At 62.9% G+C, this 25,202-nt stretch carries 28 protein-coding genes, 1 tRNA gene and 1 riboswitch; of the genes, 18 read left to right on the forward strand and 11 right to left on the reverse strand.

Annotation, left to right across the window (positions count from 1 at the left end; genetic code table 11):
* The 3 genes from ACE04I_RS12625 to ACE04I_RS12635 all read left to right on the forward strand — a co-directional run.
* A partial coding sequence (locus ACE04I_RS12625) for a peptidoglycan-binding domain-containing protein (RefSeq protein ID WP_487207158.1) occupies positions 1-368 on the forward strand: 368 nt, incomplete at its 5' end.
* A 271-nt stretch (positions 369-639) separates the two neighbouring features.
* Entirely contained in the window at positions 640-1,566 is a 927-nt protein-coding gene (locus ACE04I_RS12630; protein ID WP_046794354.1) for a sulfite exporter TauE/SafE family protein, read from the forward strand.
* Positions 1,566-2,369 carry a TIGR02186 family protein gene (locus tag ACE04I_RS12635; RefSeq protein WP_046794181.1) on the forward strand — a complete coding sequence of 268 codons (804 nt, stop codon included), beginning with the start codon at positions 1,566-1,568 and terminating at the stop codon, positions 2,367-2,369. The genes ACE04I_RS12630 and ACE04I_RS12635 overlap by 1 nt, the downstream gene beginning before the upstream one ends.
* On the opposite strand, the gene ACE04I_RS12640 is transcribed toward ACE04I_RS12635, so the two are convergent.
* On the reverse strand, positions 2,370-2,882 hold the full coding sequence (locus ACE04I_RS12640; protein ID WP_046794180.1) for a winged helix-turn-helix transcriptional regulator: 513 nt from the start codon (positions 2,880-2,882) through the stop codon (positions 2,370-2,372). It abuts the gene before it with no gap.
* Between the two features lie 91 nt (positions 2,883-2,973).
* Between ACE04I_RS12640 and ACE04I_RS12645 the strand changes: the two genes are divergently transcribed.
* Both ACE04I_RS12645 and ACE04I_RS12650 read left to right on the forward strand, forming a co-directional pair.
* On the forward strand, positions 2,974-3,534 hold the full coding sequence (locus tag ACE04I_RS12645) for a dihydrofolate reductase family protein (protein WP_046794179.1): 561 nt from the start codon (positions 2,974-2,976) through the stop codon (positions 3,532-3,534).
* 85 nt (positions 3,535-3,619) lie between these two features.
* Positions 3,620-4,057 (forward strand): universal stress protein, encoded by a 438-nt coding sequence (locus tag ACE04I_RS12650; protein WP_046794353.1) that lies wholly within the window; start codon positions 3,620-3,622, stop codon positions 4,055-4,057.
* Between the two features lies 1 nt (position 4,058).
* On the opposite strand, the gene pdeM is transcribed toward ACE04I_RS12650, so the two are convergent.
* Entirely contained in the window at positions 4,059-4,790 is a 732-nt protein-coding gene (pdeM, locus tag ACE04I_RS12655) for a ligase-associated DNA damage response endonuclease PdeM (RefSeq protein WP_487207038.1), read from the reverse strand.
* Positions 4,791-4,972: 182 nt separating this feature from the next.
* Positions 4,973-7,573 carry a ligase-associated DNA damage response DEXH box helicase gene (locus ACE04I_RS12660; RefSeq protein WP_082118317.1) on the reverse strand — a complete coding sequence of 867 codons (2,601 nt, stop codon included), beginning with the start codon at positions 7,571-7,573 and terminating at the stop codon, positions 4,973-4,975.
* Between the two features lie 43 nt (positions 7,574-7,616).
* Here ACE04I_RS12660 and ACE04I_RS12665 point away from each other — a divergent pair, with 43 nt between their 5' ends.
* Both ACE04I_RS12665 and ACE04I_RS12670 read left to right on the forward strand, forming a co-directional pair.
* On the forward strand, positions 7,617-8,117 hold the full coding sequence (locus ACE04I_RS12665) for an Rrf2 family transcriptional regulator (protein WP_046794177.1): 501 nt from the start codon (positions 7,617-7,619) through the stop codon (positions 8,115-8,117).
* 24 nt (positions 8,118-8,141) lie between these two features.
* Entirely contained in the window at positions 8,142-8,603 is a 462-nt protein-coding gene (locus ACE04I_RS12670; protein ID WP_046794176.1) for a carboxymuconolactone decarboxylase family protein, read from the forward strand.
* Positions 8,604-8,617: 14 nt separating this feature from the next.
* On the opposite strand, the gene ACE04I_RS12675 is transcribed toward ACE04I_RS12670, so the two are convergent.
* Positions 8,618-9,268, reverse strand: coding sequence for a YitT family protein (locus tag ACE04I_RS12675; RefSeq protein ID WP_245282074.1), 651 nt, complete (start codon positions 9,266-9,268; stop codon positions 8,618-8,620).
* A gap of 132 nt (positions 9,269-9,400) precedes the next feature.
* Positions 9,401-10,396, reverse strand: coding sequence for an SDR family NAD(P)-dependent oxidoreductase (locus ACE04I_RS12680; protein ID WP_046794175.1), 996 nt, complete (start codon positions 10,394-10,396; stop codon positions 9,401-9,403).
* A gap of 92 nt (positions 10,397-10,488) precedes the next feature.
* Between ACE04I_RS12680 and ACE04I_RS12685 the strand changes: the two genes are divergently transcribed.
* Complete coding sequence (locus tag ACE04I_RS12685; RefSeq protein ID WP_487207159.1) at positions 10,489-11,421, forward strand: LysR family transcriptional regulator; 933 nt, start codon at positions 10,489-10,491, stop codon at positions 11,419-11,421.
* A 34-nt stretch (positions 11,422-11,455) separates the two neighbouring features.
* Here the strand turns inward: ACE04I_RS12685 and ACE04I_RS12690 are convergent, their stop codons facing one another.
* Complete coding sequence (locus ACE04I_RS12690) at positions 11,456-12,382, reverse strand: class I SAM-dependent DNA methyltransferase (protein WP_046794173.1); 927 nt, start codon at positions 12,380-12,382, stop codon at positions 11,456-11,458.
* Between the two features lie 140 nt (positions 12,383-12,522).
* On the opposite strand from ACE04I_RS12690, the gene ACE04I_RS12695 reads away from it, so the two are divergent.
* Together ACE04I_RS12695 and ACE04I_RS12700 are read left to right on the forward strand one after the other, a co-directional pair.
* Positions 12,523-12,789, forward strand: a complete 267-nt coding sequence (locus tag ACE04I_RS12695) for a DUF6460 domain-containing protein (RefSeq protein WP_046794172.1) — start codon at positions 12,523-12,525, stop codon at positions 12,787-12,789.
* Positions 12,790-12,791: 2 nt separating this feature from the next.
* Positions 12,792-13,283: a CAP domain-containing protein gene (locus ACE04I_RS12700; RefSeq protein ID WP_046794171.1), complete on the forward strand. Its 492-nt coding sequence runs from the start codon at positions 12,792-12,794 to the stop codon at positions 13,281-13,283.
* Here the strand turns inward: ACE04I_RS12700 and ACE04I_RS12705 are convergent.
* Together ACE04I_RS12705 and ACE04I_RS12710 are read right to left on the reverse strand one after the other, a co-directional pair.
* Positions 13,280-14,371, reverse strand: a complete 1,092-nt coding sequence (locus ACE04I_RS12705) for a quinone-dependent dihydroorotate dehydrogenase (RefSeq protein WP_046794170.1) — start codon at positions 14,369-14,371, stop codon at positions 13,280-13,282. The genes ACE04I_RS12700 and ACE04I_RS12705 overlap by 4 nt on opposite strands.
* On the reverse strand, positions 14,368-14,715 hold the full coding sequence (locus ACE04I_RS12710) for a DUF952 domain-containing protein (protein WP_052760387.1): 348 nt from the start codon (positions 14,713-14,715) through the stop codon (positions 14,368-14,370). Before ACE04I_RS12710 ends, ACE04I_RS12705 begins: the two co-directional genes overlap by 4 nt.
* Positions 14,716-14,812: 97 nt before the next feature.
* On the opposite strand from ACE04I_RS12710, the gene ACE04I_RS12715 reads away from it, so the two are divergent.
* The 3 genes from ACE04I_RS12715 (at position 14,813) to ACE04I_RS12725 (ending at position 16,867) form a co-directional block, all read left to right on the forward strand.
* Positions 14,813-15,238 carry a hypothetical protein gene (locus ACE04I_RS12715; RefSeq protein WP_046794168.1) on the forward strand — a complete coding sequence of 142 codons (426 nt, stop codon included), beginning with the start codon at positions 14,813-14,815 and terminating at the stop codon, positions 15,236-15,238.
* 100 nt (positions 15,239-15,338) lie between these two features.
* Entirely contained in the window at positions 15,339-15,986 is a 648-nt protein-coding gene (locus ACE04I_RS12720; RefSeq protein WP_046794167.1) for a response regulator, read from the forward strand.
* A gap of 215 nt (positions 15,987-16,201) precedes the next feature.
* Positions 16,202-16,867 carry a S24 family peptidase gene (locus ACE04I_RS12725; protein WP_046794350.1) on the forward strand — a complete coding sequence of 222 codons (666 nt, stop codon included), beginning with the start codon at positions 16,202-16,204 and terminating at the stop codon, positions 16,865-16,867.
* A gap of 82 nt (positions 16,868-16,949) precedes the next feature.
* On the opposite strand, the gene ACE04I_RS12730 is transcribed toward ACE04I_RS12725, so the two are convergent.
* Positions 16,950-17,822, reverse strand: a complete 873-nt coding sequence (locus ACE04I_RS12730) for a transporter substrate-binding domain-containing protein (RefSeq protein WP_046794166.1) — start codon at positions 17,820-17,822, stop codon at positions 16,950-16,952.
* 55 nt (positions 17,823-17,877) lie between these two features.
* Between ACE04I_RS12730 and ACE04I_RS12735 the strand changes: the two genes are divergently transcribed.
* The gene (locus tag ACE04I_RS12735) at positions 17,878-19,788 is read left to right on the forward strand and encodes a glycosyltransferase (protein ID WP_046794349.1); all 1,911 of its coding nucleotides are present in this window, start codon (positions 17,878-17,880) and stop codon (positions 19,786-19,788) included.
* Positions 19,789-19,847: 59 nt separating this feature from the next.
* Entirely contained in the window at positions 19,848-20,117 is a 270-nt protein-coding gene (locus tag ACE04I_RS12740; RefSeq protein WP_046794165.1) for a hypothetical protein, read from the forward strand.
* A gap of 77 nt (positions 20,118-20,194) precedes the next feature.
* Here ACE04I_RS12740 and ACE04I_RS12745 read toward each other — a convergent pair.
* Positions 20,195-20,268 (reverse strand) — tRNA-Gly (locus ACE04I_RS12745).
* 76 nt (positions 20,269-20,344) lie between these two features.
* A complete protein-coding gene (locus tag ACE04I_RS12750) occupies positions 20,345-21,436 on the reverse strand; it encodes a 2'-deoxycytidine 5'-triphosphate deaminase (protein ID WP_046794164.1) in 1,092 nt (363 codons plus the stop codon).
* Between the two features lie 72 nt (positions 21,437-21,508).
* A riboswitch (SAM riboswitch) is annotated at positions 21,509-21,587 on the forward strand.
* 50 nt (positions 21,588-21,637) lie between these two features.
* Between ACE04I_RS12750 and ACE04I_RS12755 the strand changes: the two genes are divergently transcribed.
* The 3 genes from ACE04I_RS12755 to ACE04I_RS12765 all read left to right on the forward strand — a co-directional run bounded on the left by ACE04I_RS12755 (position 21,638) and on the right by ACE04I_RS12765 (position 25,062).
* Complete coding sequence (locus ACE04I_RS12755) at positions 21,638-22,831, forward strand: O-succinylhomoserine sulfhydrylase (RefSeq protein WP_046794163.1); 1,194 nt, start codon at positions 21,638-21,640, stop codon at positions 22,829-22,831.
* A gap of 153 nt (positions 22,832-22,984) precedes the next feature.
* Complete coding sequence (gene apaG / locus ACE04I_RS12760) at positions 22,985-23,377, forward strand: Co2+/Mg2+ efflux protein ApaG (RefSeq protein ID WP_046794162.1); 393 nt, start codon at positions 22,985-22,987, stop codon at positions 23,375-23,377.
* Positions 23,378-23,487: 110 nt separating this feature from the next.
* On the forward strand, positions 23,488-25,062 hold the full coding sequence (locus ACE04I_RS12765) for a DUF6351 family protein (RefSeq protein WP_046794161.1): 1,575 nt from the start codon (positions 23,488-23,490) through the stop codon (positions 25,060-25,062).
* The last annotated feature ends 140 nt before the right edge of the window (positions 25,063-25,202 follow it).

The following is a 25,202-nucleotide window of genomic DNA, read 5'->3' on the forward strand; positions in this document are numbered from 1 at the left end:
ACAAGGATGCCGCCGACAAGCGCGACGAGGTGGCCAAAGCCATGCGCAAGGAACAGCTCGACAGCGCCCGCGCCAAGGTGGAGGCCTGGAAGGTGCAGCCGCTGAACGCCAACGCCAATTCCATTAACGTGCCTGAGGAATGGGCCGGCGCGAAGCCGCTCACCACGGCATCGGTCGACATGGAAAAGGCGGTCCGCAACATCCAGGCGATCCTGAACAAGGCCGGATTCGACGCCGGCGCCGCGGACGGCAAGATCGGCGCCAAGACCACGGCCGCCATCAAGGCCTTCCAGACCTCGGTCGGCCAGAAACCGACCGGCAGGATCGACGACGCGCTGGTGAAGGAACTGCTGGCCCGCAACGCTTAGAGGCGGGTTCAAAAGGCTCTAAGTCTACTTACCCGACCGGGTATGCGGCGTTGCGTGATATTAATCACGCCCGGACAAAAAGGGCGAAATTGCCGGATTGTCCGGTACTTGCGGATTGACTCGGGCCGATACCGGGGCGCATGACCGATCCTATCTTCATGCCTTGTTCACCTCACGTGTGGCATGTTTTGAACGAGACCGCCGCAGCGGACGGGACGCGGTCGCGAACCGCCCGCAAGGGCGAAGATTCTTGCCTTTTCGAGGTTCGGCCGTGACTGTCTATCTGCCGATCGCAGAGCTATCGGTGAACATTTTCATCATTCTCGGCATGGGTGCGGCCGTGGGCTTCCTCTCCGGCATGTTCGGGGTGGGCGGCGGCTTTCTCATCACGCCGCTCCTGATCTTCTACAACATCCCGCCGGTGGTGGCGGTGGCGACCGGCGCCAACCAGGTGGTCGCTTCCTCGATCTCGGGCGCGATCACGCATTTCAGGCGCGGCACGCTGGACATGAAACTCGGCACGGTGCTTCTGGTGGGCGGCCTTCTGGGCGCCACGGTGGGCGTGTGGATATTTTCCTGGCTGAGGCGGGTCGGCCAGCTCGATCTCTTCATTTCGCTGCTTTACGTGGTTCTGCTCGGCGCGATCGGCACGCTGATGCTGATGGAAAGCCTGCGCGCCATGCGCCGGGCGAAGCAGAACCAGCCGCTTCCGCTGAAGCGCCCCGGCCAGCACAACTGGGTGCACCGGCTGCCCTTGAAGATGCGGTTCAAGAAATCGCGGATCTATCTCAGCGCCATTCCCATCGTCGTGCTCGGTTTCGTGATCGGCGTGCTGACCTCGATCATGGGCGTGGGCGGCGGCTTCATCATGGTGCCGGCGATGATCTATCTGCTGCGCATCCCCACCAATGTCGTGGTGGGGACATCGCTCTTCCAGATCATCTTCGTGACGGCCTATACGACCATGGTGCAGGCGGCGACCAACTACGCGGTCGATATCGTGCTCGCCACCATACTGATGATCGCCGGTGTGATCGGCGCCCAATACGGCGTGCGCGTGGGGCAGAAACTGCGCGGCGAACAGTTGCGCGCGCTGCTTGCGCTTCTGGTCCTGGCCGTCGGCATCCGCCTTGCAATCGCGCTGGTCGTCAAGCCGCAGGACGTCTATTCGATCGCGGTGGGAGGGCTTTCCTACTGATGGCCCGCCTGCTTTCGCCGATCCTTCTCGCACTCATCCTCGCGCTCGGCTCGCCGGCCGCCGCGCAGGTGCCCTTCGGGGAAGCCTCGACCGTGAAGGAGGGGCTGGAGATCGGCACCTCGACCAGCGAAATCGCCATCACCTCCGATTTCCGGGGCGCGGACCTGACCGTCTTCGGCGCGGTAACCAATGCGGACGAGCTGTTCCTGGCGATCGGCCAATACGACATCGTGGTGACGCTCGAAGGCCCGAAGGACTATGCGACGGTGCGCAGGAAGGAACGCGTGCTCGGCATATGGATGAACACGGAGTCCATGACTTTCGAGCAGGTGCCGGAGAGCTATTCGATCGCCAGCACGCGGCAGATCGACAGCATCGATTCCGCGCCCGCGCTCAACAATATCGGCATCGGCATCAGCCACATGACGCTCTCGCCGATCGGCTATGTGGGGAATGCGGCAAGCCTCAACGAATTCCGGGAGGCCTACCGGCGGCTCAAGCTTTCGGGCGGGCTCTACCAGAACGACACGAGCGGGGTGCGCTTCCTCTCCTCCAACCTGTTCCGCGCCTCGCTGAGGCTGCCGGCCAACATCCCGGACGGGGTGCATATGGTGCGCGCCTATCTCTTCAAGGGCGGGGAGCTGCTTCTGGAACGGGAGCAGCCGTTGCGCGTGGTCAAGACCGGTCTCGAACAGGCGATCACCGATGCGGCGCATAACCGGCCGATCGTCTACGGCATGTTCTGCGTGCTGATCGCCGTCGTCACCGGCTGGGGCGCCAGCCTCCTGTTCCGGAGAGATTGATCACTCCGCCGCCGCGGCCTGCTTTCTGGCAAGCACTTCCTGGTATGCCGCCGTCAGCCGCTCGAAGACGGAAGGCTTCGAGGGATCGGGCTCACCATGCAGGTGCAGGACGCGCAATTCCTCCATGAAATCCTCCCAGAGCGGACGGCCGCCCTTTTCCAGTAGTTCGGCGCGGATGGCGAGCTCCTCCGAAACGGGGAGGAAACGCCGGCCCCAGGCGCCCATTTCCGCAAGCAGCGGCACGAGCTGGATCGCCATCTCGGTCAGGCTGTAAATGGTCTTCTGCTTATGGCTCGGATCGTCCTCGCGGTAGAGCAGGCCCTTTTCGACGAGCCGCTTCAGCCGGTCGGCCAGGATGTTCGAGGCGATCCCCTCATCCGACTTCTGCAAGAGCTCGCGGAAGTGGCGGCGATTGCCGAACATGATGTCGCGGATGACGATGAGGCTCCAGCGATCCCCCAGAACTTCCAGTGTCAGGTTGATCGGGCAGCCCGAGCGATGTGCTTCGTCCATGTCATTCTCCAAAAACCGCTTGCATTATAAAATCAGTTGCCGTAATTTTCAACTGCTTGTATTTTGCAACTGGTTAATGGAGGATGAGGACATGAGAAAGCTGATCGTCTGGAACCTGATGACGCTGGACGGCTATTTCGAAGGCGAGAAACCCTGGGACATCGATTTTCACAATCTCGCCTGGGGGCCGGAGCTGGAGGCCATTTCGGAATCGTTCGATGAAGAAGGTGACCTGCTCGTTTTCGGCCGCAAGACCTATGAGGGCATGGCTGCCTACTGGCCGACAGCGGAGGAGAGCGGCAAAACCAAGGACAGCATGAACAATATCGCGAAGATCGCCGTCTCGCGCACGATGAAGGATGCGGAATGGAACAATACCCGCGTCGTCTCCGATCCGGTTTCCGAGCTCAGGAAGCTGAAGCAGGAAAAGGGCAAGGCGATCTTCATCTTCGGCAGCGCGGAGCTCACGGCCTCGCTGATGAAAGAAGGACTGATCGACGAAATCCGCCTCTGCATCGTGCCGGTCCTGCTTGGCAAGGGCAATCCGCTGTTCAAGACGGCGGAGGAGCGGACGGAATTGAGGCTGATCGATTCCACCACGACCGCCAAGGGCGCGGTGATTCTGCGCTATGAACCGCGCAATCCCTCGTGAACGAGGTGTGTGGCGGCCTTGACGCAGATCAAGGCCGCACAATCATTCTCCTTGGAAACTTGCGTCGACAAGGAGGAGGATGAACATGCCCAAGCACATTCTGATTGCCACGGACGGTTCCCCGCTTTCGACAGGAGCCCTGGAGAAAGCGCTCGACTTCGCCCGCGACATCGGCGCCGAAGCAACGGCGCTGACCGTGATGGAGCCGCTACAGGTCTTCACGGTCAATCCCTCCGGCATGGAGATCGCCTATGCCGAATACGACAAGACCAACAACATCGTTGCCGACGGCATCCTGAAAAAAGCGCGGGAAGAGGCGGAGAAGCGGTCCGTCCCCTACAAGGGCCTCAAGGCGACGCACACGGATCCGGCAAGCGCGATCATCGAGACGGCGGAAAAGGCTGGATGCGACCTGATCGCCATGGCCTCCCATGGGCGTTCCGGCTTCAAGGCCTTCATGCTCGGCAGCGTGGCGATGAAGGTGCTCGCCAACTCCAAGACGCCGGTGCTGATTTATCGGTAGTCTATCCCATCAGGTTGGCATATCTGACGGAATAGATGCGGTCGCGGCCGAGCAGGTGCGCGACCAGGGCTTCCCGGTCGAAGAGGCCGTGCATGGCCTTGTGGCGCAGGTCGAGCCCGCCGGACAACACCCCGAAGGCGGGCATCAGAAGGCGGCTGCCGTCGGTCGCGAAACAGGCGCGGCGGACGGACTTCTCCCGCCGGCGGACGGTGGCGGCGGGATGCAGGTGGCCGGCAATCTCCCCCTTGCCGGAAATCAAGCTCGGCTCGTGCCGGAAAACGAGGCCCCCATAGACGAGCTCGTCGGCGCAGGTACCGGGAAGATCGACCGTTCCGTCCGGATCGTGGTTGCCGTTGATCCAGATCCAGTCGCGGCCGCGCGCCATGGCGGCGATCACCGAGCGCAGCTCGCCGGGCAGATGGGCGGAACCCTTGCGATCATGGAAATTGTCGCCAAGCGAAACGACGATCTTCGGATCGTAACGGTTGACGACGGCCGCGAGGATATTGAGGGTCGCGACGGTGTCATAGGGCGGCAGCAGCATGCCTCTGCGGGCGAAGGCCGCGCCCTTTTCCAGATGCAGATCGGAAACGACGAGCATGCCGGTTTCCGGCAGGTAGAGCCCGCCCAACGGATCGCAAACGGCGACGACGCCGTTCACCACGATCTCTTCCGTGCCGGTGGCTGCTCCCATTGTCTGTGTCCGGGCCGCGAGGCCGAGGCGGTGCATCAATTTCGTTTCTCTCCAATTCGGGACTACAGCCCCTCATCCGCCCTGCCGGGCACCTTCTCCCCGTTCTGACGGGGAGAAGGAAACTTGTCGCACCATCTCGGTTCCCCCTCGCCCCGTTAACGGGGAGAGGGTGCGCCGAGCGAAGCGGAGGCGGGGTGAGGGGCAATGCCGCTCCAAGCCCTTTACGACATAGCCTCCGCGATCAGTTCCTCGGCGGCCTCTTGCAGCACCGCTTCCTGCGCCTCGCCGCCCGGCACCGGCTCCTTGCCGATCTCCAGCATGATGGGGATCGCAAGCGGCGAGACATGATCGAGATCGCGGTGGGTGATGTGCCCCCTGATTCGCCTGAGCATATCGCCTAAGCGGCCGATGTCCAAAAGACCTGACGCCGCATCCCGCCGCGTCGCCTCCAGCAGGATATGGTCCGGCTCGTGGGTGCGCAGCACGTCGTAAATCAGGTCGGTCGAGACCGTCACCTGCCGGCCGGTCTTTTCCTTCCCAGGGTGACGGCGCTCGATCAAGCCGGAAATCACGGCGCAATTGCGGAAGGTGCGCTTGAGCATATAGCTTTCGGCAAGCCATGCCTCCAGATCGTCACCCAGCATATCCTCATCGAAGAGATCGGAGAGCTTGAGCCGGCCGGATTTCACCATCCCGCCGATATCGTTCAGCCCCCAGACGGCAAGCGAATAATCGGTGGCGACGAAGCCGAGCGGGTGAGCGCCAGCCCGCTCCAGCCGGCGGGTGAGCAGCATGCCGAGTGTCTGGTGTGCCAGCCTTCCCTCGAAGCAATAGGCGATCATGAAGAACCGCTTGCCGCGCGGGAAGGTCTCGATCAGCAGCTCATCCTTTTGCGGTAGCAGGGAGCGGTCCTTCTGGATCGCCAGCCAGTCGCGCACCTGATCCGGCAGCGCCTGCCAGCGATCGGGATCGGCGAGCATGCCGCGAACCTGATCCGCCAGATAGGTGGAGAGCGGGAACTTGCCGCCCGCATAGGCGGGAATTTTCGGATCGAGCGAGAAGGCGTTGGATACGAGACATTCGTTCTCCCGGATACCTTCGAAGCGCAGCACCTTGCCGGCGAAGAGGAAGGTATCGCCCTGCACGAGCTGTTCGAGGAAATATTCCTCGACCTTGCCGAGCGAGAGGCCTCCACGGCCAAGCGTGCCCCTGGCATTGCGCCTGACCAATCGCACATTGAGCTCGGTCGCCTCCACGATCGTTCCGAGATTGAGGCGGTATTGCTGCGCCACCTGCGGATTGGAGACACGCCAGAGCCCTTCCTTCGTCTTCCTGATCTTGGCGTAGCGCTCGTAGGAACGCAGCGCATAGCCGCCGGTCGCGACGAAATCGACGATGCGCTCGAAGGTTTCCCAGGAAAGGCCGGCATAGGGCGAGGCGGAGGTTATCTCGTCATAGAGCTGGAGGGCATCGAAGGGCTCGGCGCAAGCCATGCCGAGCACGTGCTGAGCGAGCACATCGAGAGCGCCCTCCCCGACCGGCGGCGTATCCTGCGCGCCGAGATAGTTGGCATCGAGCGCCGCCTGGCACTCCATCACCTCGAAACGGTTGGCGGGCACCAGAATCGCCTTCGAGGGCTCGTCCATGCGGTGATTGGCGCGGCCGATGCGCTGGGCAAGGCGCGACGCTCCTTTCGGCGCGCCGACATGCACGACGAGGTCGACATCGCCCCAATCCATGCCGAGATCGAGCGTCGATGTGGCGACGACCGCGCGCAGCCGGTTGGCGGCCATGGCGGCCTCAACCTTCCGCCGCTGGCCGGCATCGAGCGAGCCGTGATGCAGGGCAATCGGCAGATTGTCTTCGTTGACGGTCCAGAGCGTCTGGAACAGAAGCTCGGCCTGGAAGCGCGTGTTGACGAAAATCAGCGTCGTCTTGTGGCGCCTGATCTCCTCGTAGATTTCCGGGATCGCATAGGTCGAGACATGGCCGGACCAGGGGATATGAGCCTGGGTGCGGAGGATCGAGATATCGGGCGCGGCACCGCCCGTGACATGCACCAGCCCGGCCGGCGGCGCGGGGTGTTCGCCCTCTCGCCCCCCTTGGGACACGAGCCATTTCTGCAGGTCCATGGGATCGGCCACCGTGGCCGAGAGCCCGATGGTGCGCATGTGCGGCGCGTGGCGGCGGATGCGGGCGAGCCCCAGCGACAGGAGGTGGCCGCGCTTCGAGGTGACGAGCGAGTGCAGCTCATCCAGCACCACGTATTTGAGATCCTTGAAGAAGCGCTCCGCCTCCCTGTTGGCGAGCAGCAGCGCCACCTGCTCGGGCGTCGTGAGAAGAATATCGGGCGGGTTCAGCCGCTGGCGCTGGCGCTTGGCCTGCGGCGTATCTCCGGTACGGTTTTCGATGGTGACGGATAAGCCCATTTCGGAGACGGGCTTCGTGAGGTTGCGCTCGATATCGACCGCCAGCGCCTTCAGCGGAGAGATGTAGAGCGTGTGGATGCCGGTGAAGGCCGAGCCCGGTGGGATTTTTCCGCGCCGCGTCAGATCGGTGAGCGAGGGCAGGAAGCCGGCAAGCGTCTTGCCGGCGCCCGTCGGCGCGATCAGCAGCATGTTCTCGCCGGCCTTCTCACCCCCTTGGGCCCGGGCAAGGAGTTCCAACTGATGGGCGCGGGGCTGCCAGCCCTTCTCGGCGAACCAGTTCAGGAACGGCCGGGGCAGAAGCGCGGCATCACGGCCGGAGGTTTGGGTTTCAGCAATATCCACGAGGGCCAAGATAAGCGGTAGCGCGAGAAAAAGAAGCCTGATTGACAGCATCGCAGAATCATGGATAAAAATTATCCGTGATTAGGAGAGAACGATGAAACTCGGCGACGGCGTCGAACAAGCGATCCACAGCGTCACCATGCTTTCCACGCTTTCGGAAGGCGGCGTGCTTTCGGCGGCGGCGCTGGCGGAATTCCACGGCCTTTCGACGAGCTATCTTCTGAAACATCTGCAGGCGCTTTCCGGCGCCGGATTGCTGGACACCGTGCCGGGGCCGAAGGGCGGCTACAGGCTGGCGAAACCGCCGGAGAAAATAACGCTGCTCGATATCGTGCTGGCGGTCGAAGGCCCGGCGCCCGCCTTCCGCTGCGCGGAGATACGCCGGCGCGGACCGAACCCACTGCCGGGGCGGTATACGGCAAAACCATGCGGCATCAACGCCGCGATGCTGCGGGCCGAAAAGGCCTATCGCGCCGAACTCGCCAAGGTATCGATCGCCGACATCATGGCGGACCTGAATGCATTCGACGACGGCGCTATCGCCGCCCGCGGATGCGCCTTCCTCGAAATCCATGAACGCAAGACAGCCCGGTAGACGGGCGCAACCAAGGAGAAGAGCATGCAGCAACGTTTGAATTTCTTCACGGCCTCGCCGGAGTCCTATGAAGCCGTCAAGGCTCTGGAGATCTACGTGCAGCAATGTGGGATCGAGCGCCGCTTCATCCACCTCATCAAGCTGCGCGCCTCGATCATCAACCACTGCGCCTACTGCATCGACATGCATGTCAAGGAAAGCCGGCATGACGGGCTTTCGGAACAGTGGATCAACCTGATGAGCGCCTGGGAGGAGTCACCGATCTACGACGAGAAGGAACGTGCGCTGCTCGCCTGGGTGGACGCAGTCACCCGCGTTGCCGATACCCACGTGCCGGACAGCGTCTATGAAGGGCTGAAAGCCCATTTCACGGACGAGGAAATGGTCAAGTTCACGGTGGCGATCGGCGTCATCAATGTCTGGAACCGGCTCTGCGTCGGCTTCCGCGCAATGCATCCGATCGACAAGCCGGCCAAAGCAGCCTGACCGTCAGACTTCGATCACCGCACGACGATATAACGGTCTGAGCGGTGATTGATGGCGAGGAACAGGTTGAGGACGACGGCGCCCACCACGGACCAGAGAACGGTGGTGGGCGAAACCACCGCAAAGGCCGAGATCATCACGAAGAGATCGAAGGCGAGCTGGACGAGCCCCGCCTGGATGCCGAAGCGATCCTGGATGTAGATCGCCAGGATGCCGACGCCGCCGAGGCTCGCCCGGTGGCGATAGAGCGCCAGCAGGCCGTAGCCGAGAAGAAGACCGCCGAGCAGCGCCGCCCAGAAGGGGTTGAGGTAGTCGATCAGGAAGAAGCGGCTTTCCATTTCCGTGATGACCGAGACGAGGCCGATGGCGATGAAGGTCTTCAACGAAAAGGCCCAGCCGAGGCGGCGGAAGGAGAGATAGTAGAACGGCAGGTTGACGATGAAGAACAAGAGGCCGAACGATATGCCCGACGCGTAATGCAGCAGGAAGGCGACGCCCGCCGTGCCGCCCGTCAACAGGCCGACATGGTTCAGGAAATAGAAGCCGAGGGCGGCGACCAGGGCGCCGGTGAGGAGCCCCTGGCTATCTTCAAGATATGTGTGCTGCGAAGGATCGGCACTATAAAAACCGAAACTTCGCTTCTGCACCTCAGCCCGCTGTTGCAATCCCGTATTTCCTTGTCGCCTCGATGAATATTGCGCTGCAATATAATCTTCATCAAGCGAGTTCAACGGCCTTGAAGGATCGATGCCGCGGCGGCCTGCTTTTTCGGCGACTTCGGCGACTTCGGCGACGGCTTAGCCGGGCGTCAGAATATCTGCCATCGGATTGTGCTGCATCATCTCGCCTTGCAGCCGGTCATGCGCGGCGTTCACGGGATCGATACCATCCTTGTAAGGTCCGACGGTGAGACGACCCGGCCGTTCGCCGAAGGGCAGCGAGGCAAGCTCGATCACGGCTTCGGAAACTTCCCGGGGATCGAGGCTGCGGTCGGGCTCGAGACCTCCAAGCATCGCTTCGATGTGCCGCGCATAGAGATCGCGTTTCGCCTGTCCGGCCGGACCGAGGCGAGCCAGCATCTCTTCCCAATAGCGTATCGCATTTTCCTGAAGCCGCGTCGGATAAGCCCCCGCCGGCTGGACGATCGAAACCTCGATATTCGAGGCCGCCACTTCGTAGGCAAGCGCGTCGGCCGCCGCCTCCACCGCCAGCTTGGAGGCACAGTAACCGCCCAGCATCGGATCGATCGCGCGCCCGAGCGCACTCGACATCTGAATGATGGCTCCCCGGCCCTGTTCGCGCATATGGGGCACGACGGCCCGGTACATCCTGAGCGCCCCACCGAGGTTCGTTTCGATGTTCGAGGCGAAATCGGCCGGCGTTTGCAGTTCGACGGGTCCGGGCACGACGATGCCAGCATTGCTCACCAGAATGTCGATGCGTCCGGCGTTTGCGATCGCGCGCGCCACGCCTTCGCTGACCGATCGGTCATCCAGCACGTCGATCTCCAGCACATCGATGGTCACGTCATCGCCGGAAAGCGCCCGCAACTCTCCGGCGGCCGGAGCATTCCGGCCCTCCATTTCGCGCATGGTGGCAATCACATATGCGCCTTTCCGCGCGAAGCCCTCCGCCATCAGCCTGCCGAAGCCGGAACTGGTCCCGGTGATCAGCACGACGGGCCGCTCACCGGCCGGTGCCTGAGCCCAGCCGTTGCCGGTCATGGCAAGGGCAGCGACGGCGGCACTGCCCGCAAGCATCGACCGGCGCGAGATGTTCATCCTGTCCAGCATGGTCACACTCCTCTGTTCCGAAAGGTCTCTTCGGAAACAGAATGGCGTTCGCGCGCTCGTTGTGGTAGTCAGGACAATTGCAAATAACTGTCTTGGCTATAACAACAATGGCTCTCGACCTGAACCACATCGCGCTCTTCGCCAAGGTGGTGGAGACGGGCAGCTTTTCCGCCGCCGCACGCGCGATCGGCATGCCGAAGGCTACGCTCAGCCGCAAGATCGCGCAGCTCGAGGCCGCGCTCGACGCACGGCTTCTGCAGCGCACGACACGGCGCGTCACGCTGACCGCCCTTGGCCGCGCCTATTACGAGGATGCGATTGCCGGACTATCCAGCATCGAAAGGGCCAGAGAAAGAATTGCCGCCGCTCAGGCCGAGCCCGCCGGCATGCTGCGGATTGCCGCGCCCGTGGGCTTCGGTACGCGCAAGCTGATGCGGTGGATCGCGGAATTCCTGCAGAACCACGAGAAGGTGAAGATCGAACTGAAGCTGACGGACGATCCCGTGGACTTGATCGGCGAAGGCTTCGATCTCGCCTTTCGCACTGGTCGGCTGCCCGATTCAAGCCTGATCACGCGCCGGCTGGGCACCAGCCGGCTGGCTCTTGTGGCCAGTCCCGGCTATCTCGCCCGGCGCGGCCGTCCCGACCGTCTCGAAGACCTAAAAGACCACGATTGCGTGGCCTTCGGCCCCACGCTCGACAACGAGGTGTGGCGCCTCAAGGGGCCGGATGGCTGGCGAGAGGTCGCGGTACGGGCTCGCATCGCTGTCGACGGCTCCTATGCCGAGGTCCAGGCAGCGCTCGCAGGGCTCGGCATCGCATTGCTGCCGCTGGCACTCATCCGCCACGATCTGGAGGCCGGCGCGCTCGAACAGGTCCTGCCCGACTACGGCGTTGACGGCGGCTCGATGAACATCATTTATCCCAGCAACCGGCACATGCCGGCGGCTTTACGGGTATTTCTCGATTTCGTCATCGCGCAGGCCGGTTCGCCCTCGGAGCAAGTTCCGGCGGCGGCCGAGTGACGAGATAGGAAAAAGAAAGCGGAAAACCGCCAACTCAAACCTTACGGCGCGACAGAAACAGAATACCGCGAATGGGTTTTCCGGCGTCGGTGCGAATGACGGTCTTTTCCAGCGCCAGAAGGGAGAGGCCGTAACGCTCGAGGAGAGCGCGGATATAGGTTTCCGAGTGCGCATAGCGCAGCGAGTCCCGCAGGGTGAAACCCTCCCCTGCCTCTTCCACCGAGAAGGCGAAGAGCCCTCCCGGCGCCAGCAGTTCAATCACGAGCGGGAACACCGTTTCGAGAGAGCCGAGATACATCAGCACGTCGGCGGCCGAGACGAGATCGGCGCGCTGGGCGGCAAGCCCTTCTGCAAACAATCCCGATCCTTCCGCGGGCAGGCTCAGGTCCGCCTGGCCGAGATGATCGTAAAACCCCTTCGCTTCCGCCTTGGCCAGCATGTTCGCCGAAAGATCGAAACCTTCGAGCCGCCCGGCCGATGCACGGATCTCCTCGCCGAAGAGCCCGGTGCCGCAGCCGAGGTCCACCACCAGGCGGAACGGGCCATGCGGGCTGACCAGCGCGGCGAGCTTCGGCGGAACGCTGTAGTCGAGCTTTTCGACAAGGGCCGTATCGAAGCGGTCGGCATAATCGTCGAAGAGACCCTCCACGTAACGGCTCGGGGGTGTGACGGGAACCTCCTCCGCGCCGAGAAGCGCGAGCTTCAGCGTGGCACCGAAGACATCCTCGGGATCGAGGGAGAGCGCCTGGCGGAAGGCCGCAACGGCGCCCGTCTTCAGGTCTGCCTTTTCCCGGTATTCGCCGAGCCGGAACCAGCCGGCCGCCCAGCCGGGCGCCAGTTCGAGCGCCTGCTCCATCAATTCCGCCGCAGCCGGCGCATCACCGCCCTCGTCGAGCATGCGGGCATAATCGGCGCGGCGATCGGCGATGACATCGCCGGAGGAAAACTGATTGGGCGTCATGCGCGTTCCAGAAGAAGGGTGCGGGTTCTTGGCCGAAGCCACAAAAAAACTCAAGTTCTATCTGAGGTGGGGCTCGAAATGCTTGCGGCGCGGGAAAGCCGTGATTATCTGGCTTTCAGGCAATTCGGAGAAGGAAGAGCATGTCGGACCCGGTGAACAGGTTTCTCGGAGATACCCCTGGACGGACCATCATCAAGCTGATCGTGGTATGCCTGATCGTGGGCTTCGTGCTGGCGTTTTTCGGCTTCACGCCGGACAATATCGTCGACAGCATCCGCTATTGGTTCCTGGACCTCTGGTATAACGGCTTCAGGGCGCTGGGACGGGTCGGCAACTATCTGGTGCTGGGCGCGGTCATCGTCATCCCGATCTTCCTCATCCTGCGTCTCCTGAGCTACCGCCGCTAACCATGAGCCATATCCTGACACCTTCCCGGCGGGGTTTCCTCGTGCTTTCCGGCATGGGCCTGCTGCTTTCCGGCTGCTCCGCCACCAGGGTGCTGACGCCCACGCCCGGCGCCGAGGACGAAACGACGGCGGCCCTTCCCATGGTCAACAGGGTTCGCCAGGGAAGCGGGCTTGCAAGCCTTTCTCCTAATACTCCAGCCCGAAAGGCCGCGGTCCAGCAGGCCATGCGCATGGCCAAGGCCAACGAGATGAAGCACCTGATCGGCTTCGGCGACGATTTTGGCGGAAGGATGAAGCGCAACGGCGTGGCGCTGCCGGCGGCCGAAAACATCGCGGCAGGCCAGACGAGCGTGGAAGCCGCCGTGCAGGCCTGGATCGATTCGCCGAGCCACCTGAAGAACATGCTCGGCGGCGGCTATCGGGGCCTCGGCGTCGCGGTCGCCCGCGCCTCGCCGGCATCGGAGCCCTATTGGGCCATGGTGCTTTCGGCTTAGAGCTTCTCGCCCGCCCAGCGATCCACGGCAGTGTCGCGCAGGTCCCGGATGGAGGAGACCTTCTCCGCATCGAGAAGGCGGGGAAGCCCGCGCAATATCCTGGCCGGAAGCCCCGGCCCTTCATAGACCATGCAGGAATAGAGCTGCACCAGATCGGCCCCGGCCCGGATCTTTTCCAGCACATCCTCGGCGCTGCCGACGCCACCGACGCCGACGATCGGCAAGGCGGGGCCGACGCGCTTGCGCATCTTCGCAAGGACGGCCGTCGAGCGCTTGAAGAGCGGCGCGCCGGACAGGCCTCCCGCCTCGCCCGCCTGAGCGCGGTCGCTCAAGCCATCTCGGGAAAGAGTCGTATTGGAAACGATGAGCCCATCCAGAGGGTGATCCAGCGCTTCCGCCGCCACATCGTCCAGCCCTTCCTCGGCAAGATCGGGCGCGATCTTCAGGAAGACTGGCACGGAGCGGCCGTGACGCACGGCCTCTTCAGCGCGGGCCGCAAGCACGGCTTCCAGCAGACCGCGGAGGCTTTCGCGCGCCTGCAGGTCGCGCAGGCCGGGCGTATTGGGCGAGGAGATGTTGACGGTGAAATAGGTGGCCACCGCATAGAACTTGCGGATGCCGAGGACGTAATCGGCGACGCGATCGGCACTGTCCTTGTTGGCGCCGATGTTGACGCCGACCACGCCGGGCGCATTGCGCCGGGCGGACAGCCGGGCCAAGGCCGCGTCATGGCCCTCATTGTTGAAGCCGAGCCGGTTGATGACGGCGCGATCGGCCGTCAGGCGGAAAATCCGCGGCTTGTCGTTGCCCGCCTGCGGTTTCGGCGTCACCGTGCCGATTTCGGCAAAGCCGAAGCCGAGCTTCAAGAGCGCATCCGGCACTTCGGCGTTCTTGTCGTAGCCGGCAGCCATGCCGAGCGGATTTTCGAAGCGGATACCGGCAATCGTCTGGGCAAGACGGGGATCGCGCGGCACCCGGCAGGCCGGCACGACGCCGGATTTCAGCGCGGCGATGGAAAGGCCGTGGGCCGTTTCCGGATCGAAGAGGAAGAGCCCCTGCCGGGCAAGATCGGAGAAGCGGCCGATCATGGCATGATCTCCGGAAAGGCGTGCTGGCCATCGACGCCGAGACGCAGCGGCATTTCCCAGAGCACGGCCGAAAGCGGCAGGTTTCCATAAAGATGCGGGAAAAGATCGCCGCCGCGCGAGGGTTCGAATTTCAGCGCTTCTCCGAGGCGGTCTCCTTCGATCGCGACGAGGAGAAGACCGGTGGCGCCGGAAAAATGCAGCCTTGCCGTCTCCCTTGCCTGCGAGGAGGTCGAGAAGTGGATATAGCCGTCGCGCAAATCGATTTCCGCGCCTTCGAACACGCCTTTTTGCCGGGCTTCCTGCCAGAGCATTTCCGGCACGATCTTGTACACTATATTCGTCATATCAGGCTCTCGGAGCGGGAGTAGACTGGTGGGGCTTGTCGGCAGCGGTTTGCCGCAAAGACCGGCGCTTGTCCACCGGGGTCAAGAGGATCACGACATGAAAAGACCGGCATTCACGACAAAAGCGCTTCTCATGGGAGCCCTCCTTCTGCCGGGCACCGGCCTTGCCCAGGAGGCGCCGGAAACACGTTTCCGGCTGGAGAAAACGGAAAACGGCGGCTTCGTGCGACTCGACACCGAAACCGGCGCGATGACGCTCTGCCGCGACGAAGGCGGAAACCTCACCTGCCGCATGGCGGCGGACGAGCGGGCAGCCTATGAGCGGGAGCTGGAGCTTCTCGAAAAACGGGTGGCGGCGCTGGAGCAGAAGGGCGCCAATCCGCCGGCCAGCCGGGTGCCCGGCGAAGAAGAGATCGAGCAGACGCTCTCCATCATGGAACGGTTCATGCGGCGCTTCATGGCGATCGTCCAGGACTTCACCAGCGAGCGGAATGCTCAAGAACCGCAGCCGAACCGGACCTGATTTCCCGCTCTTGTCTCGGCGGGCGGAGAGGGTTACAAATTCTTTATGCGGCTAACCGCAAGGAATTAGCACGACTATGCTCTTGGGAGGGGGCGTGGGAATGCAGACACTCACTATCATCATCGCAGACGACCATCCTCTTTTTCGCGGCGCGCTGAGCCAGGCGGTGCAGGGCATTGCCGAGCGTCAGGTCATCATCGAGGCGGGAGACTTCGAGGCGGCGCGGCAGGCGGCAGCGGAAAACCCGGACGCCGACCTGATGCTGCTCGATCTCGCAATGCCCGGCGTCAGCGGCTTTTCCGGCCTGATGTCGCTCCGGGCGGAGTTTTCCAGCCTGCCGATCGTGATCGTTTCGGCAAGCGACGACGGCAGCACGATCCGCCGGGCGCTGGAGCTCGGCGCTTCGGGCTTCATTTCCAAATCCTCGGGCCTCGACGATATCCGCGCCGGCATCCAGGCGGTGCTGGAGGGCGATATCTGGGCGCCGAAATGCGATCTCTCCGTTTCCGAGGAAGATGCGGGGCTCACCGAAATCATCGACCGGCTGAAGACGCTGACGCCTCAGCAGAGCCGCGTGCTCACCATGTTGGGCGAAGGGCTGCTCAACAAGCAGATCGCCTATGAGCTCGGGGTATCGGAAGCCACGATCAAGGCCCATGTCTCGGCGATCCTTCTGAAGCTCAATGTCGACAGCCGCACGCAGGCCGTCATCAAGCTCGGCAAGATCAACATGGCGCTGGTGGCCTAAAACCGATCGACTTTCAGAGTCCGAAGTGGAGAGGATTTTATTCCTCTCCCGTCTTTACGCGCAATTCCGGTTTGGATAATATCCAAGGTAAATAAAGGATGACCGAGGCATCCCCGCACCAGGCTGCGGGTACATGACCGACGGACAAGTCCCGTCCGCGGTTTTCGGCCGTGAACAGGCGCGCGGGAAGGTCCCCGCACCGGAGCGCGATGATGATGCTGAAACATGAGGATATCTGGAAGACGATCGACCTGCTTGCCGAACGTCATCAGCTCACTCCCTCGGGCTTGGCGCGGCGTGCCGGTCTCGACCCGACCTCGTTCAACAAATCGAAGCGGTTCGGCACGGATGGCCGGCTGCGCTGGCCATCGACCGAGTCCATCTCGAAGGTGCTGGACGCCACCGGCACCACCATGGAGCAGTTCACCGGCTATCTCACTTCCGCATCGGGACGTTCGCGAATTCCGGAAGGCGCCTTCCCGCCGCAGAGGAGCGCGATCCCCCTGCTTGGCTTCGCCCAGGCGGGAGCCGGCGGTTTTTTCGACGATGGCGGCTTTCCCGCCGGACAGGGCTGGGACGTGGTTGAATTTCCCGCGGCTCCCTCCCACAAGACCGGCGTCTACGCGCTGGAGGTACAGGGGGATTCGATGATGCCGCTCTACCGGGACGGCGATGTGCTCATCATCGATCCGGGCGCGCAGGTGCGGCGCGGCGACCGCGTGGTCGTCAAGACGCGCGAGGGCGAGGTTATGGCGAAAATCCTCATGCGGCAGAGCGCGCGCGCGATCGAACTCACATCGCTCAATTCCGAGCATCCAAACCGCAGCTTCGACATGACCGAGGTGGAGTGGGTGGCCCGGATCATATGGGCGAGCCAGTGACGTGAGTAGCGAGTAGTGGGTAGTGAGTAGTGAGTAGTGAGTAGTGAGTAGTGAGTAGGATTAATTTCCTGCTCCGGCTCGGTTAATAAAGTCCGTAAGGGAAATAGCGCAGGTAAATCTCCTGCAATCGGCCATTGCGCGACAGGGTTGCAAGGGCATGATCGAAGGCCAGCGCGAGATCGGGCTCGTTGCCGCGCAGCATGACCGTAAGCCCTTCGCCTAGGAACTTCTCCGACATATAGGGCCCATCGAACAGGGCACAGCAGTTTTCGGAAGCCTCGCCGACCACCCAGAAGGGCAATCTCAAGCCATCGGAAAAGACCGCATCGACCCGGCCTGCCTTCAGGGCGGCAAGCATGGCCTCGTTGGTCTCGAAGGGTGTCGCGACCAGCTTCGGGAAGAAGGCTTTCAGCATCAGTTCATGGGCGGTATCCTTCACGACCCCCACAGGCCGGCCCGCAAGAGCGGCGGCAGTCTCACCCTCGATCCGGGCCGAACGATTGCGGGCAAAGCGCGCCGGAACCGTGATGTAGGGCCGGGAAAAGGCGAAGCGGCTGCGCCGTTCCGGGGTGATCGCGATGCCCGCCATCACCGCTTCGCCGCCCCCTTCCTCCAGCGTCTTTTCCAGCTCCTCGAAGGGCAGAGCCTGGATCTGGCACTTGGCTTCGATCTTCAGTTCCGCGCAGATTTCGCGGGCGAGATCCACGTGAAAGCCGGAAAGCCGGCCATTCTGATCGGCAAAATTGAAGGGCGGGAAATCGACGGTGGTCAGGATCCGCACCCGCATGACGGTCGAGAGGTCCGGGCGGGCCAATCGCTCACGCGCGTCGAACAGGACGGGCAGATTGCCGGCTACCTGGCCGAGTGCGGCAACGGGCAAAATCGCCAGCGCCGAAAGGCACAGTAAAAACTTCAATAACCCCCGTGTTCCCAGGGGTGAAACCATAACGTGCATCTCTATGATCCGAAACGGGACAGGCGGCCTCTATGGCCAGGGGTTTATCAGAGTCATGCGTATAGGGGAATATTCTCAGGCATTTCGGCCGTCGCGCCGCCACGAGTTCAGCATCCCCACGCACAAAAAGAACATCGCGACAGCGCCCGCCGCCGATGAGGGCGCAGTGCTTGCGGCGCTCGGCTTTTCGAAACCACTGATCGCGACGCTGCGCGAAAGAGCGCGGCGCAATGGAACGACACTTGAGACCGAGCTGCTGAGCGACGGCCAGGTGAGCGAGGAGGCTTATTACGGCGCGGTCGCGCGGCTGCTTCGCCTTCCCTTCCTGCCGGAACTGGACCCCGAATGCGTCCGCGACATGCCCTGGCAGGATTCGCAATTGCGCGAGCCCCGGCAAATCCGGCTCGAGCACGCGTCCCGCTCGCCGGAGATCGCGATCGTTCCCGAAGCCGCGAAGCTCGCCACTCTTGCCGGCATGCTGGACGCCATGCCCGACCTGCGGTCGGGCATGGTGGTGACGGGACGGCGGGCGGTAAGGCAGGCGGTTTGGGCAGCCGGCGCGAAGCGCCGCGTGCGCGCCGTGGTTTCAGGCCTTTTTGATGATTCTCCCGGCCTCTCGGCACGGATCGTGATCTCCGGCCGGCAGGGTTTCTGGTGCGGCGTGGTGCTCTTCACCCTGCTTGCGGCGCTCGCCATCATCCCCTCCCCGACCCTGCTCGCGCTGCATGTGACCGCCACCTTTCTCTATTTCGCTCTGCTCCTGCTTCGGCTCGGCACTTTCCTTTTACATTTCCGCCTGAAGGCGCCGAAGGAGGAGCCTGCCCCAGACGGCCCGGTGCCCGTTTACACCGTGATGGTGGCGCTCTATCGCGAGGCGGCGGTCGCCGAACAACTGGCCGGAGTTCTCAAGCGGCTCGATTGGCCGGCATCCAAGCTCGATATCAAGCTGGTCTGCGAGGCTGACGACCGGGAAACGATCGAGGCCCTGAAGGCGCAGGCGCTCGGCCCGCAATTCGAGATCGTCGAGGTGCCGGATTTCGGCCCCCGCACCAAGCCCAAGGCGCTTTCCTATGCGCTGAGCGGCGCCCGCGGCGAATTCCTGGCGATCTACGACGCGGAGGACCGGCCGCATCCCAAGCAATTGCGGGAGGCCTATGCCCGCTTCCGCAATTCTCCCGATGAGGTCGCCTGCCTGCAATCACCGCTCATCATCAGCAATATCGAGCAATCGCCGATCTCCGCCCTGTTCGCGATGGAATATGCCTCGCATTTCCGCGCGACATTGCCCGTTCTTGCGAATTTCCGCTTGCCGCTTCCCCTCGGCGGCACATCCAACCATTTCCGGACCCGTATCCTCAAGGCGGCGGGCGGCTGGGACCCGTTCAACGTCACGGAAGACGCCGATCTCGGCATGCGGCTCTACCGTCTTGGATACCGGACCGAGACGCTGAAGCGGCAGACACTCGAAGACGCGCCGACAGGCTGGCGCGTCTGGACCGGTCAGAGGACCCGCTGGTACAAGGGCTGGCTGCAGACCTGGCTGGTGATGATGCGCGATCCGCGCCGATCGGCGCGCGAAATGGGCCTTGCAGCCTTCATGACCTTCCACATGCTCATCGGCGGAATGCTGCTTTCCGCGCTGATCCATCCCTCGATCGTGCTGCTCGTGACGAGCGGGATCATACATATCTTCCAGGCGGAGGAAGAGCTGTCCCCTCTCCGGCTCACGCTTCTTGCCATGGACTTCATGAACATCGTGGGCAGCTATCTTGTCTTCCTGGGGCTCGGCTACTTCCCCATGATCCCGCATGAAAGACAGCTTATCGGGCGGCGCTGGCTCGTCATGCCGCTTTACTGGCTGATGGTATCCTATGCGGCATGGCGCGCCGTGGCGGAGCTGCGCTCCAAGCCCTTCTTCTGGAACAAGACGCCGCATGCGCCGACCGCTCCCGCGAGAAGCGGTTAGACGCGGAACATTTTCATACCTCCGAGGTCAGGTAAGGCGGGTCAACCACGGAGGAGAAGATGCATATCTATCATCGCTACAGGCAAGGCCTGCCCGAGCCCGGCTCGCTCATCATCAAGCTCTATCATTCCGGCGAGGAAATCCGCGGCTTCATCCGCAAGGTCGCCGATCCCGCCGAGGACGATACGATCTTTCCGGGCGAGGAGATGGCCCCCGAGACCGCGCTGCGCATGGCGGAAAACAAGAACCGCGGAGCGGACAGGCACCCGATCTTCATCGAGCTGTCGGAAGGCGTGGAGTGGAACCCCGCCTGGGGAATGCTCGCGTGAAAGAGTGGCGGACGGTCAAAACTTCCCCGCAAGCCAGGATTTGCGCCGCGCTGGAAGCTGGCTGAAATGTATGGAAATGGAGCGGGTGAAGGGAATCGAACCCTCGTCGTAAGCTTGGGAAGCTTCTGCTCTACCATTGAGCTACACCCGCCTCTCAAGCGCCAGACTTCCAACAGTTGGCGCGCTCTGTCAAGGGTCAGGGAGCAGGCCAAGGGACAGACCAGGGATCAGGCGCGGAAATGCTTCGAGAGCTTCAGGCCCTGCGCCTGGTAGTTGGAACCGAGGCCGGCGCCGTAAAGCCCTTCGGGCTTTTCCAGCATGTGCTCGTAGACGAGACGCCCGACGATCTGGCCGTCTTCCAGGATGAACGGCACTTCATGGCTGCGGACTTCCAGCACGGCGCGGCTGCCGCGGCCGCCGGCGGCCTCATGGCCGAAACCGGGGTCGAAGAAGCCGGCATAATGCACGCGGAATTCGCCCACCAGCGGGTCGAAGGGGGTCATCTCGGCCGCGTAGAGCGGCGGGACGTGCACGGCTTCCCGCGAGACGAGAATGTAGAACTCGTCCGGATCGAGGATCAGCTCGTTGCGGCCGCGGCTATAAAGCGGCTCCCAGAAATCGAAGATATCGTGCTCGCCCTTCTTGTCGACATCGACGACGGCCGTGTGGTGCTTGCCGCGATAGCCGATCAACCCTTCCCTATCACCGGTGAGATCGATCGACAGCGCGATCCCCCCGCCGCTGACGTTCGGCTGCTTGGCGGCGACCAGCGTCTCTTCCCGATGAAGCTTGAGAAGCTCCGGTTCGCCGAGAAGCGCATTGCCGACGCGAAAGCGGATCTGCGACAGACGCGAGCCGCGGCGCACGACGATCGGGAAAGTGCGCGGGCTGATCTCGAGATAGAGCGGGCCGGAATAGCCGGCGGGGATCTTGTCGAATTCCTGCGCGTAATCGGTGATGACGCGGGTGAAGATATCGAGGCGGCCGGTGGAGCTCTTCGGGTTTGCGGAAGCGGACATATCCTGCGGCAGGTCGAGCCGCTCCATCAGCGGCACGATGTAGACGCAGCCCGTCTCCAGCACCGCGCCCTCGGAAAGATCGACCACATGCAGCTTCAGCCGGTCGAGCTTGTCGGCCACCAGATGGTCCGGGCCGGGCATGAAGCTCGCACGCACGCGGAAGGCCTTTGCGCCCAAGCGCAGGTCGAGGCTCGCGGGCTGGATCTGGTCGCGATCCAGTTCCTTCTCCGACGTGAGGCGTCCCGTTTCGAACAGCGCCGCGATCGCGCGGTCAGCCAGAATTCCCGTGGTTCTCGTCATGCCTTCTTTCCTATGCTGCCGGACAAAACCAAATAGATGCCATTGACGCAAGCCAAGAGCAGGCGTATGGCAGCTTTATCCCGTGGTGATTTGGCCGGTCGGCTTGCAGCCACGTAAAACAAGTGGCTAAAGAGACCGGGTTGATGGAAACCGGTCTGCTTTCGCGGCCGGTTTTTTTGTTGTTTGAAGGTGGGAAAAAGCATGAGCAAGCCGTCCAATTCCTGGCGCCCCGCAACTCAACTCGTTCACGGTGGCACGCTGCGCTCGCAATATGGCGAGATGTCGGAAGCGATCTACCTTACGCAGGGCTTCGTCTACGAGAACTCCGAAGCGGCGGAAGCCCGCTTCAAGGGAGAGACCGACGGCTTCATCTACGCCCGCTACGGCAGCCCTACCAACGACATGTTCGAGAAGCGCATGTGCATGCTGGAAGGCGCGGAAGATGCCCGCGCCACCGCCTCCGGCATGGCCGCCGTCTCGGCCGCCATCCTCTGCCAGCTCAAGGCGGGCGACCACATCGTGGCGGCGCGGGCGCTGTTCGGTTCCTGCCGCTGGGTGGTCGAGACGCTCGCCCCCAAATACGGCATCGAATGCACGCTGGTCGATGGCCGCGATCTCGGGAACTGGGAAAGGGCGATCCAGAAGAACACCAAGGTCTTCTTCCTCGAGAGCCCGACCAACCCCACCCTGGAAGTGATCGATATCGCGGGTGTCGCCAAGCTCGCCAATCAGATCGGCGCCAAGGTGGTGGTGGACAACGTCTTCGCGACCCCTCTCTTCCAGCGGCCGCTGGAGCTCGGCGCCCATGTGGTCGTCTATTCGGCGACGAAGCATATCGACGGCCAGGGCCGCTGCCTCGGCGGCGTCGTGCTTTCCGACAAGGCCTGGATCGACGAGCACCTGCACGATTATTTCCGCCATACCGGGCCGGCCATGTCGCCGTTCAATGCCTGGACGCTTCTGAAAGGCGTCGAGACGCTGCCGCTTCGGGTCAAGCAGCAGACGGAGAACGCCGCGAAGATCGCCGATTTCCTGGCCGAGCAGAAGCAGGTGGCGCAAGTCACCTATCCGGGCCGCAAGGACCATCCGCAGGCAGATATCATCGCCAGGCAGATGACGGGCGGTTCCACGCTCATCTGCTTCGAGCTCAAGGGCGGCAAGGAGGCGGCCTTCGCGCTCCAGAACGCGCTGAAGGTGGCGACGATCTCCAACAATCTCGGCGATACGCGCAGCCTGATCACCCATCCGGCCACCACGACGCACAAGAACCTCAGCGACGAGGCCCGCGCCGAACTCGGCATCTCGGCGGGCACGGTGCGCCTTTCGGCGGGCATTGAGGACACGCAGGACCTGATCGAGGATTTCGCCCAGGCGCTTGCCAAAATCCCGGCCTGACCGGGGCAATGATATCGGGAGAGTAAGCGCATCACCCCGCGTTAACTCTCCCGGTTATCAACAACGACAGAACGGCGGCGCGCCACCCGCGAGTTTTATTGACGTTCCATCGCTCTTGCGGGATACCAGAAGCACGAGCATTCGAGGTTTCGCATGTATCGCGCCCGGACAAGAGACATCGAAGTGGCGGTCGAGCCTTACTATCTGGAGGAGCAATCCAATCCGGAGGAAAGCCGCTATGTCTGGGGTTACCATATCGTCATCGAGAACCACTCGGCCGTCGCCGTGCGGCTGACGCATCGCTACTGGCATATCACCGACCAGAACGGCCAGGTGGACGAGGTGGACGGGCCGGGCGTGGTGGGCGAGCAGCCGAGGCTGAAGCCCGGCGATTCCTATGAATACTCCTCCGGCTGCCCGCTCGACACACCCTCCGGCATGATGTTCGGCCACTATCAGATGGTGACGGACAGCGGAGAGACCTTCGACGTCGAAATTCCCGCCTTCTCGCTCGACAGCCCCGGCCTGCTGCGGGTCCTGAACTGAACACCGTCGATAACCGTCTCCTTATGGACGGCTTCCATATTATTATTTGTCGCCGCATGAACTCACCGGCATCCTGAAGATCTCACGCACGGTCTTTGGGAGGAGCCCCGATGAGACGATCCCTTCTGCTGGCATCCTGCACTCTTCTCGCACTCTCCGCCGCCACGCCTTCATTGGCGCAGAACCGAAGCAGCTTCATCGACCAGAAGGACCGAGGGGAGTTTTCCGCTGCCTCGGTCGAGCCGCGCATCGCCTGTGCGATGCTCAACAATGCCACATTCCCCGATATTTCTGCGATCAAGGCTGCGCATGTGGAAGAGACGCCGGATGTTCCCGGCCATTGCCAGGTGACGGGTTATATCCGCCCGCAGGTCCGCTTCGAGGTAACCCTGCCAGACCACTGGAACCGCAGGCTCTACATGTTCGGCAATGGCGGCTATGCGGGCGAGGATCTTGCAGCGCCCCCGCGCATCGCCACCCGCAACGCCGCCCTTTCCCGCGGCTTCCTCACGGTGCAGCAGAATACCGGGCACGATGCCGCAACTTACAGGCTCGGCGAGTTCGCCGGGGACATGAGCCTGCTGATCGACTACGCCTCCCGCGCGGTGCACGTCACCGCCCAGACGGCAAAGGCGATGGCCGCGCGCTACTACGACCGCAATCCGGCCTTTTCCTACTGGGACGGCTGCTCGACCGGCGGCCGGCAAGGGCTGATGGCCGCGCAGCGCTATCCGGGCGATTTCGACGGGATTCTCGCCGGCGCGCCGGTGCTCGATTTCACCAATACCCAGGTCTGGGGCGTATGGAATGCCCGCGTGCTGGAGAAGGCGCCTATCAGCAAGGCGCAGCTTCCGGCACTCGCCAAGGCCGTGATGGACAAATGCGACGCCATAGACGGGGTGACGGACGGGCTGATCGCCGACCCGCGCCAGTGCGATTTCGACCCTCAACGAGATCTCAAGATCTGCGAGGCCGGCGGCAACGATTGCTTCACCCCGGCGCAGGCAGGGACGATCAAGACGCTTGCCGAAGGCGTGAAGATAAACGGCGAGACGGTTTTTCCCGGCATCCCATGGGGCACGGAGGGATTGGACGGAACCGGCGCAAGCGGCTGGGATCTGTGGATCGTTTCCGAGGACGGCCCGAGCCGTCAGCTCGCCTATGGCGAGACCTTTCTCAAGAACATGGCGCTGCTGCCGGCTTCCGGAAAGGACATAGACTGGAAGACCTTCGATTTCGACAAGGAATATTCGAAGATCGGGATGATCCGCGACATCCTGAATGCGACCGATCCAGACCTCAGCGAATTCCAGAAGCGCGGCGGAAAAATGATCAGCTATTTCGGCTGGGCCGATCCGGCGCTGAACCCGATGATGGGCGTCAACTACTACGAGGCGGTGCGCAAGGAGATGGGCGAGGAGAAGGCGGCCGAATTCTACCGGCTCTTCATGGTGCCCGGCATGTTCCATTGCCGCGAGGGCTACGGCACCGACAGGTTCGACGCCTTCACGCCGCTGATGGACTGGGTGGAGAACGGCAAGGCGCCGGAAATGATAAAGGCGAGCCAGATGAAGGACGGCAGCTCGATCCGCACCCGGCCGCTATGCCCCTATCCGCAGGTGGCGAAATACTCCGGCACCGGAGATGTGAACGACGGAGCGAATTTCGAGTGCAGGATACCGTGACAGTTCTCTTCTCCGACCGGAATACAGAAGAACGCCCCTCATCCGGCTGCCGCCACCTTCTCCCCGTTTTGACGGGGAGAAGGGATATGCCGCACCATCTTCGTGTCCTCAAGGGGTCGTGGGGCAAGTCCCCTCTCCCC

The organism is Rhizobium moroccans, assembly GCF_057559155.1.

Bases quoted from the DNA above. Each gene is read 5' to 3' on its own strand.
- ACE04I_RS12635 (WP_046794181.1), top strand. From the start codon at position 1,566: ATGGCCCGCCTGCTTTCGCCGATCCTTCTCGCACTCATCCTCGCGCTC.
- ACE04I_RS12640 (WP_046794180.1), bottom strand. From the start codon at position 2,882: ATGGACGAAGCACATCGCTCGGGCTGCCCGATCAACCTGACACTGGAA.
- ACE04I_RS12645 (WP_046794179.1), top strand. From the start codon at position 2,974: ATGAGAAAGCTGATCGTCTGGAACCTGATGACGCTGGACGGCTATTTC.
- ACE04I_RS12650 (WP_046794353.1), top strand. From the start codon at position 3,620: ATGCCCAAGCACATTCTGATTGCCACGGACGGTTCCCCGCTTTCGACA.
- ACE04I_RS12660 (WP_082118317.1), bottom strand. From the start codon at position 7,573: ATGCTGTCAATCAGGCTTCTTTTTCTCGCGCTACCGCTTATCTTGGCC.
- ACE04I_RS12665 (WP_046794177.1), top strand. From the start codon at position 7,617: ATGAAACTCGGCGACGGCGTCGAACAAGCGATCCACAGCGTCACCATG.
- ACE04I_RS12670 (WP_046794176.1), top strand. From the start codon at position 8,142: ATGCAGCAACGTTTGAATTTCTTCACGGCCTCGCCGGAGTCCTATGAA.
- ACE04I_RS12680 (WP_046794175.1), bottom strand. From the start codon at position 10,396: ATGCTGGACAGGATGAACATCTCGCGCCGGTCGATGCTTGCGGGCAGT.
- ACE04I_RS12690 (WP_046794173.1), bottom strand. From the start codon at position 12,382: ATGACGCCCAATCAGTTTTCCTCCGGCGATGTCATCGCCGATCGCCGC.
- ACE04I_RS12695 (WP_046794172.1), top strand. From the start codon at position 12,523: ATGTCGGACCCGGTGAACAGGTTTCTCGGAGATACCCCTGGACGGACC.
- ACE04I_RS12700 (WP_046794171.1), top strand. From the start codon at position 12,792: ATGAGCCATATCCTGACACCTTCCCGGCGGGGTTTCCTCGTGCTTTCC.
- ACE04I_RS12705 (WP_046794170.1), bottom strand. From the start codon at position 14,371: ATGATCGGCCGCTTCTCCGATCTTGCCCGGCAGGGGCTCTTCCTCTTC.
- ACE04I_RS12710 (WP_052760387.1), bottom strand. From the start codon at position 14,715: ATGACGAATATAGTGTACAAGATCGTGCCGGAAATGCTCTGGCAGGAA.
- ACE04I_RS12715 (WP_046794168.1), top strand. From the start codon at position 14,813: ATGAAAAGACCGGCATTCACGACAAAAGCGCTTCTCATGGGAGCCCTC.
- ACE04I_RS12720 (WP_046794167.1), top strand. From the start codon at position 15,339: ATGCAGACACTCACTATCATCATCGCAGACGACCATCCTCTTTTTCGC.
- ACE04I_RS12725 (WP_046794350.1), top strand. From the start codon at position 16,202: ATGCTGAAACATGAGGATATCTGGAAGACGATCGACCTGCTTGCCGAA.
- ACE04I_RS12730 (WP_046794166.1), bottom strand. From the start codon at position 17,822: ATGCACGTTATGGTTTCACCCCTGGGAACACGGGGGTTATTGAAGTTT.
- ACE04I_RS12735 (WP_046794349.1), top strand. From the start codon at position 17,878: ATGCGTATAGGGGAATATTCTCAGGCATTTCGGCCGTCGCGCCGCCAC.
- ACE04I_RS12740 (WP_046794165.1), top strand. From the start codon at position 19,848: ATGCATATCTATCATCGCTACAGGCAAGGCCTGCCCGAGCCCGGCTCG.
- ACE04I_RS12750 (WP_046794164.1), bottom strand. From the start codon at position 21,436: ATGACGAGAACCACGGGAATTCTGGCTGACCGCGCGATCGCGGCGCTG.
- ACE04I_RS12755 (WP_046794163.1), top strand. From the start codon at position 21,638: ATGAGCAAGCCGTCCAATTCCTGGCGCCCCGCAACTCAACTCGTTCAC.
- apaG (WP_046794162.1), top strand. From the start codon at position 22,985: ATGTATCGCGCCCGGACAAGAGACATCGAAGTGGCGGTCGAGCCTTAC.
- ACE04I_RS12765 (WP_046794161.1), top strand. From the start codon at position 23,488: ATGAGACGATCCCTTCTGCTGGCATCCTGCACTCTTCTCGCACTCTCC.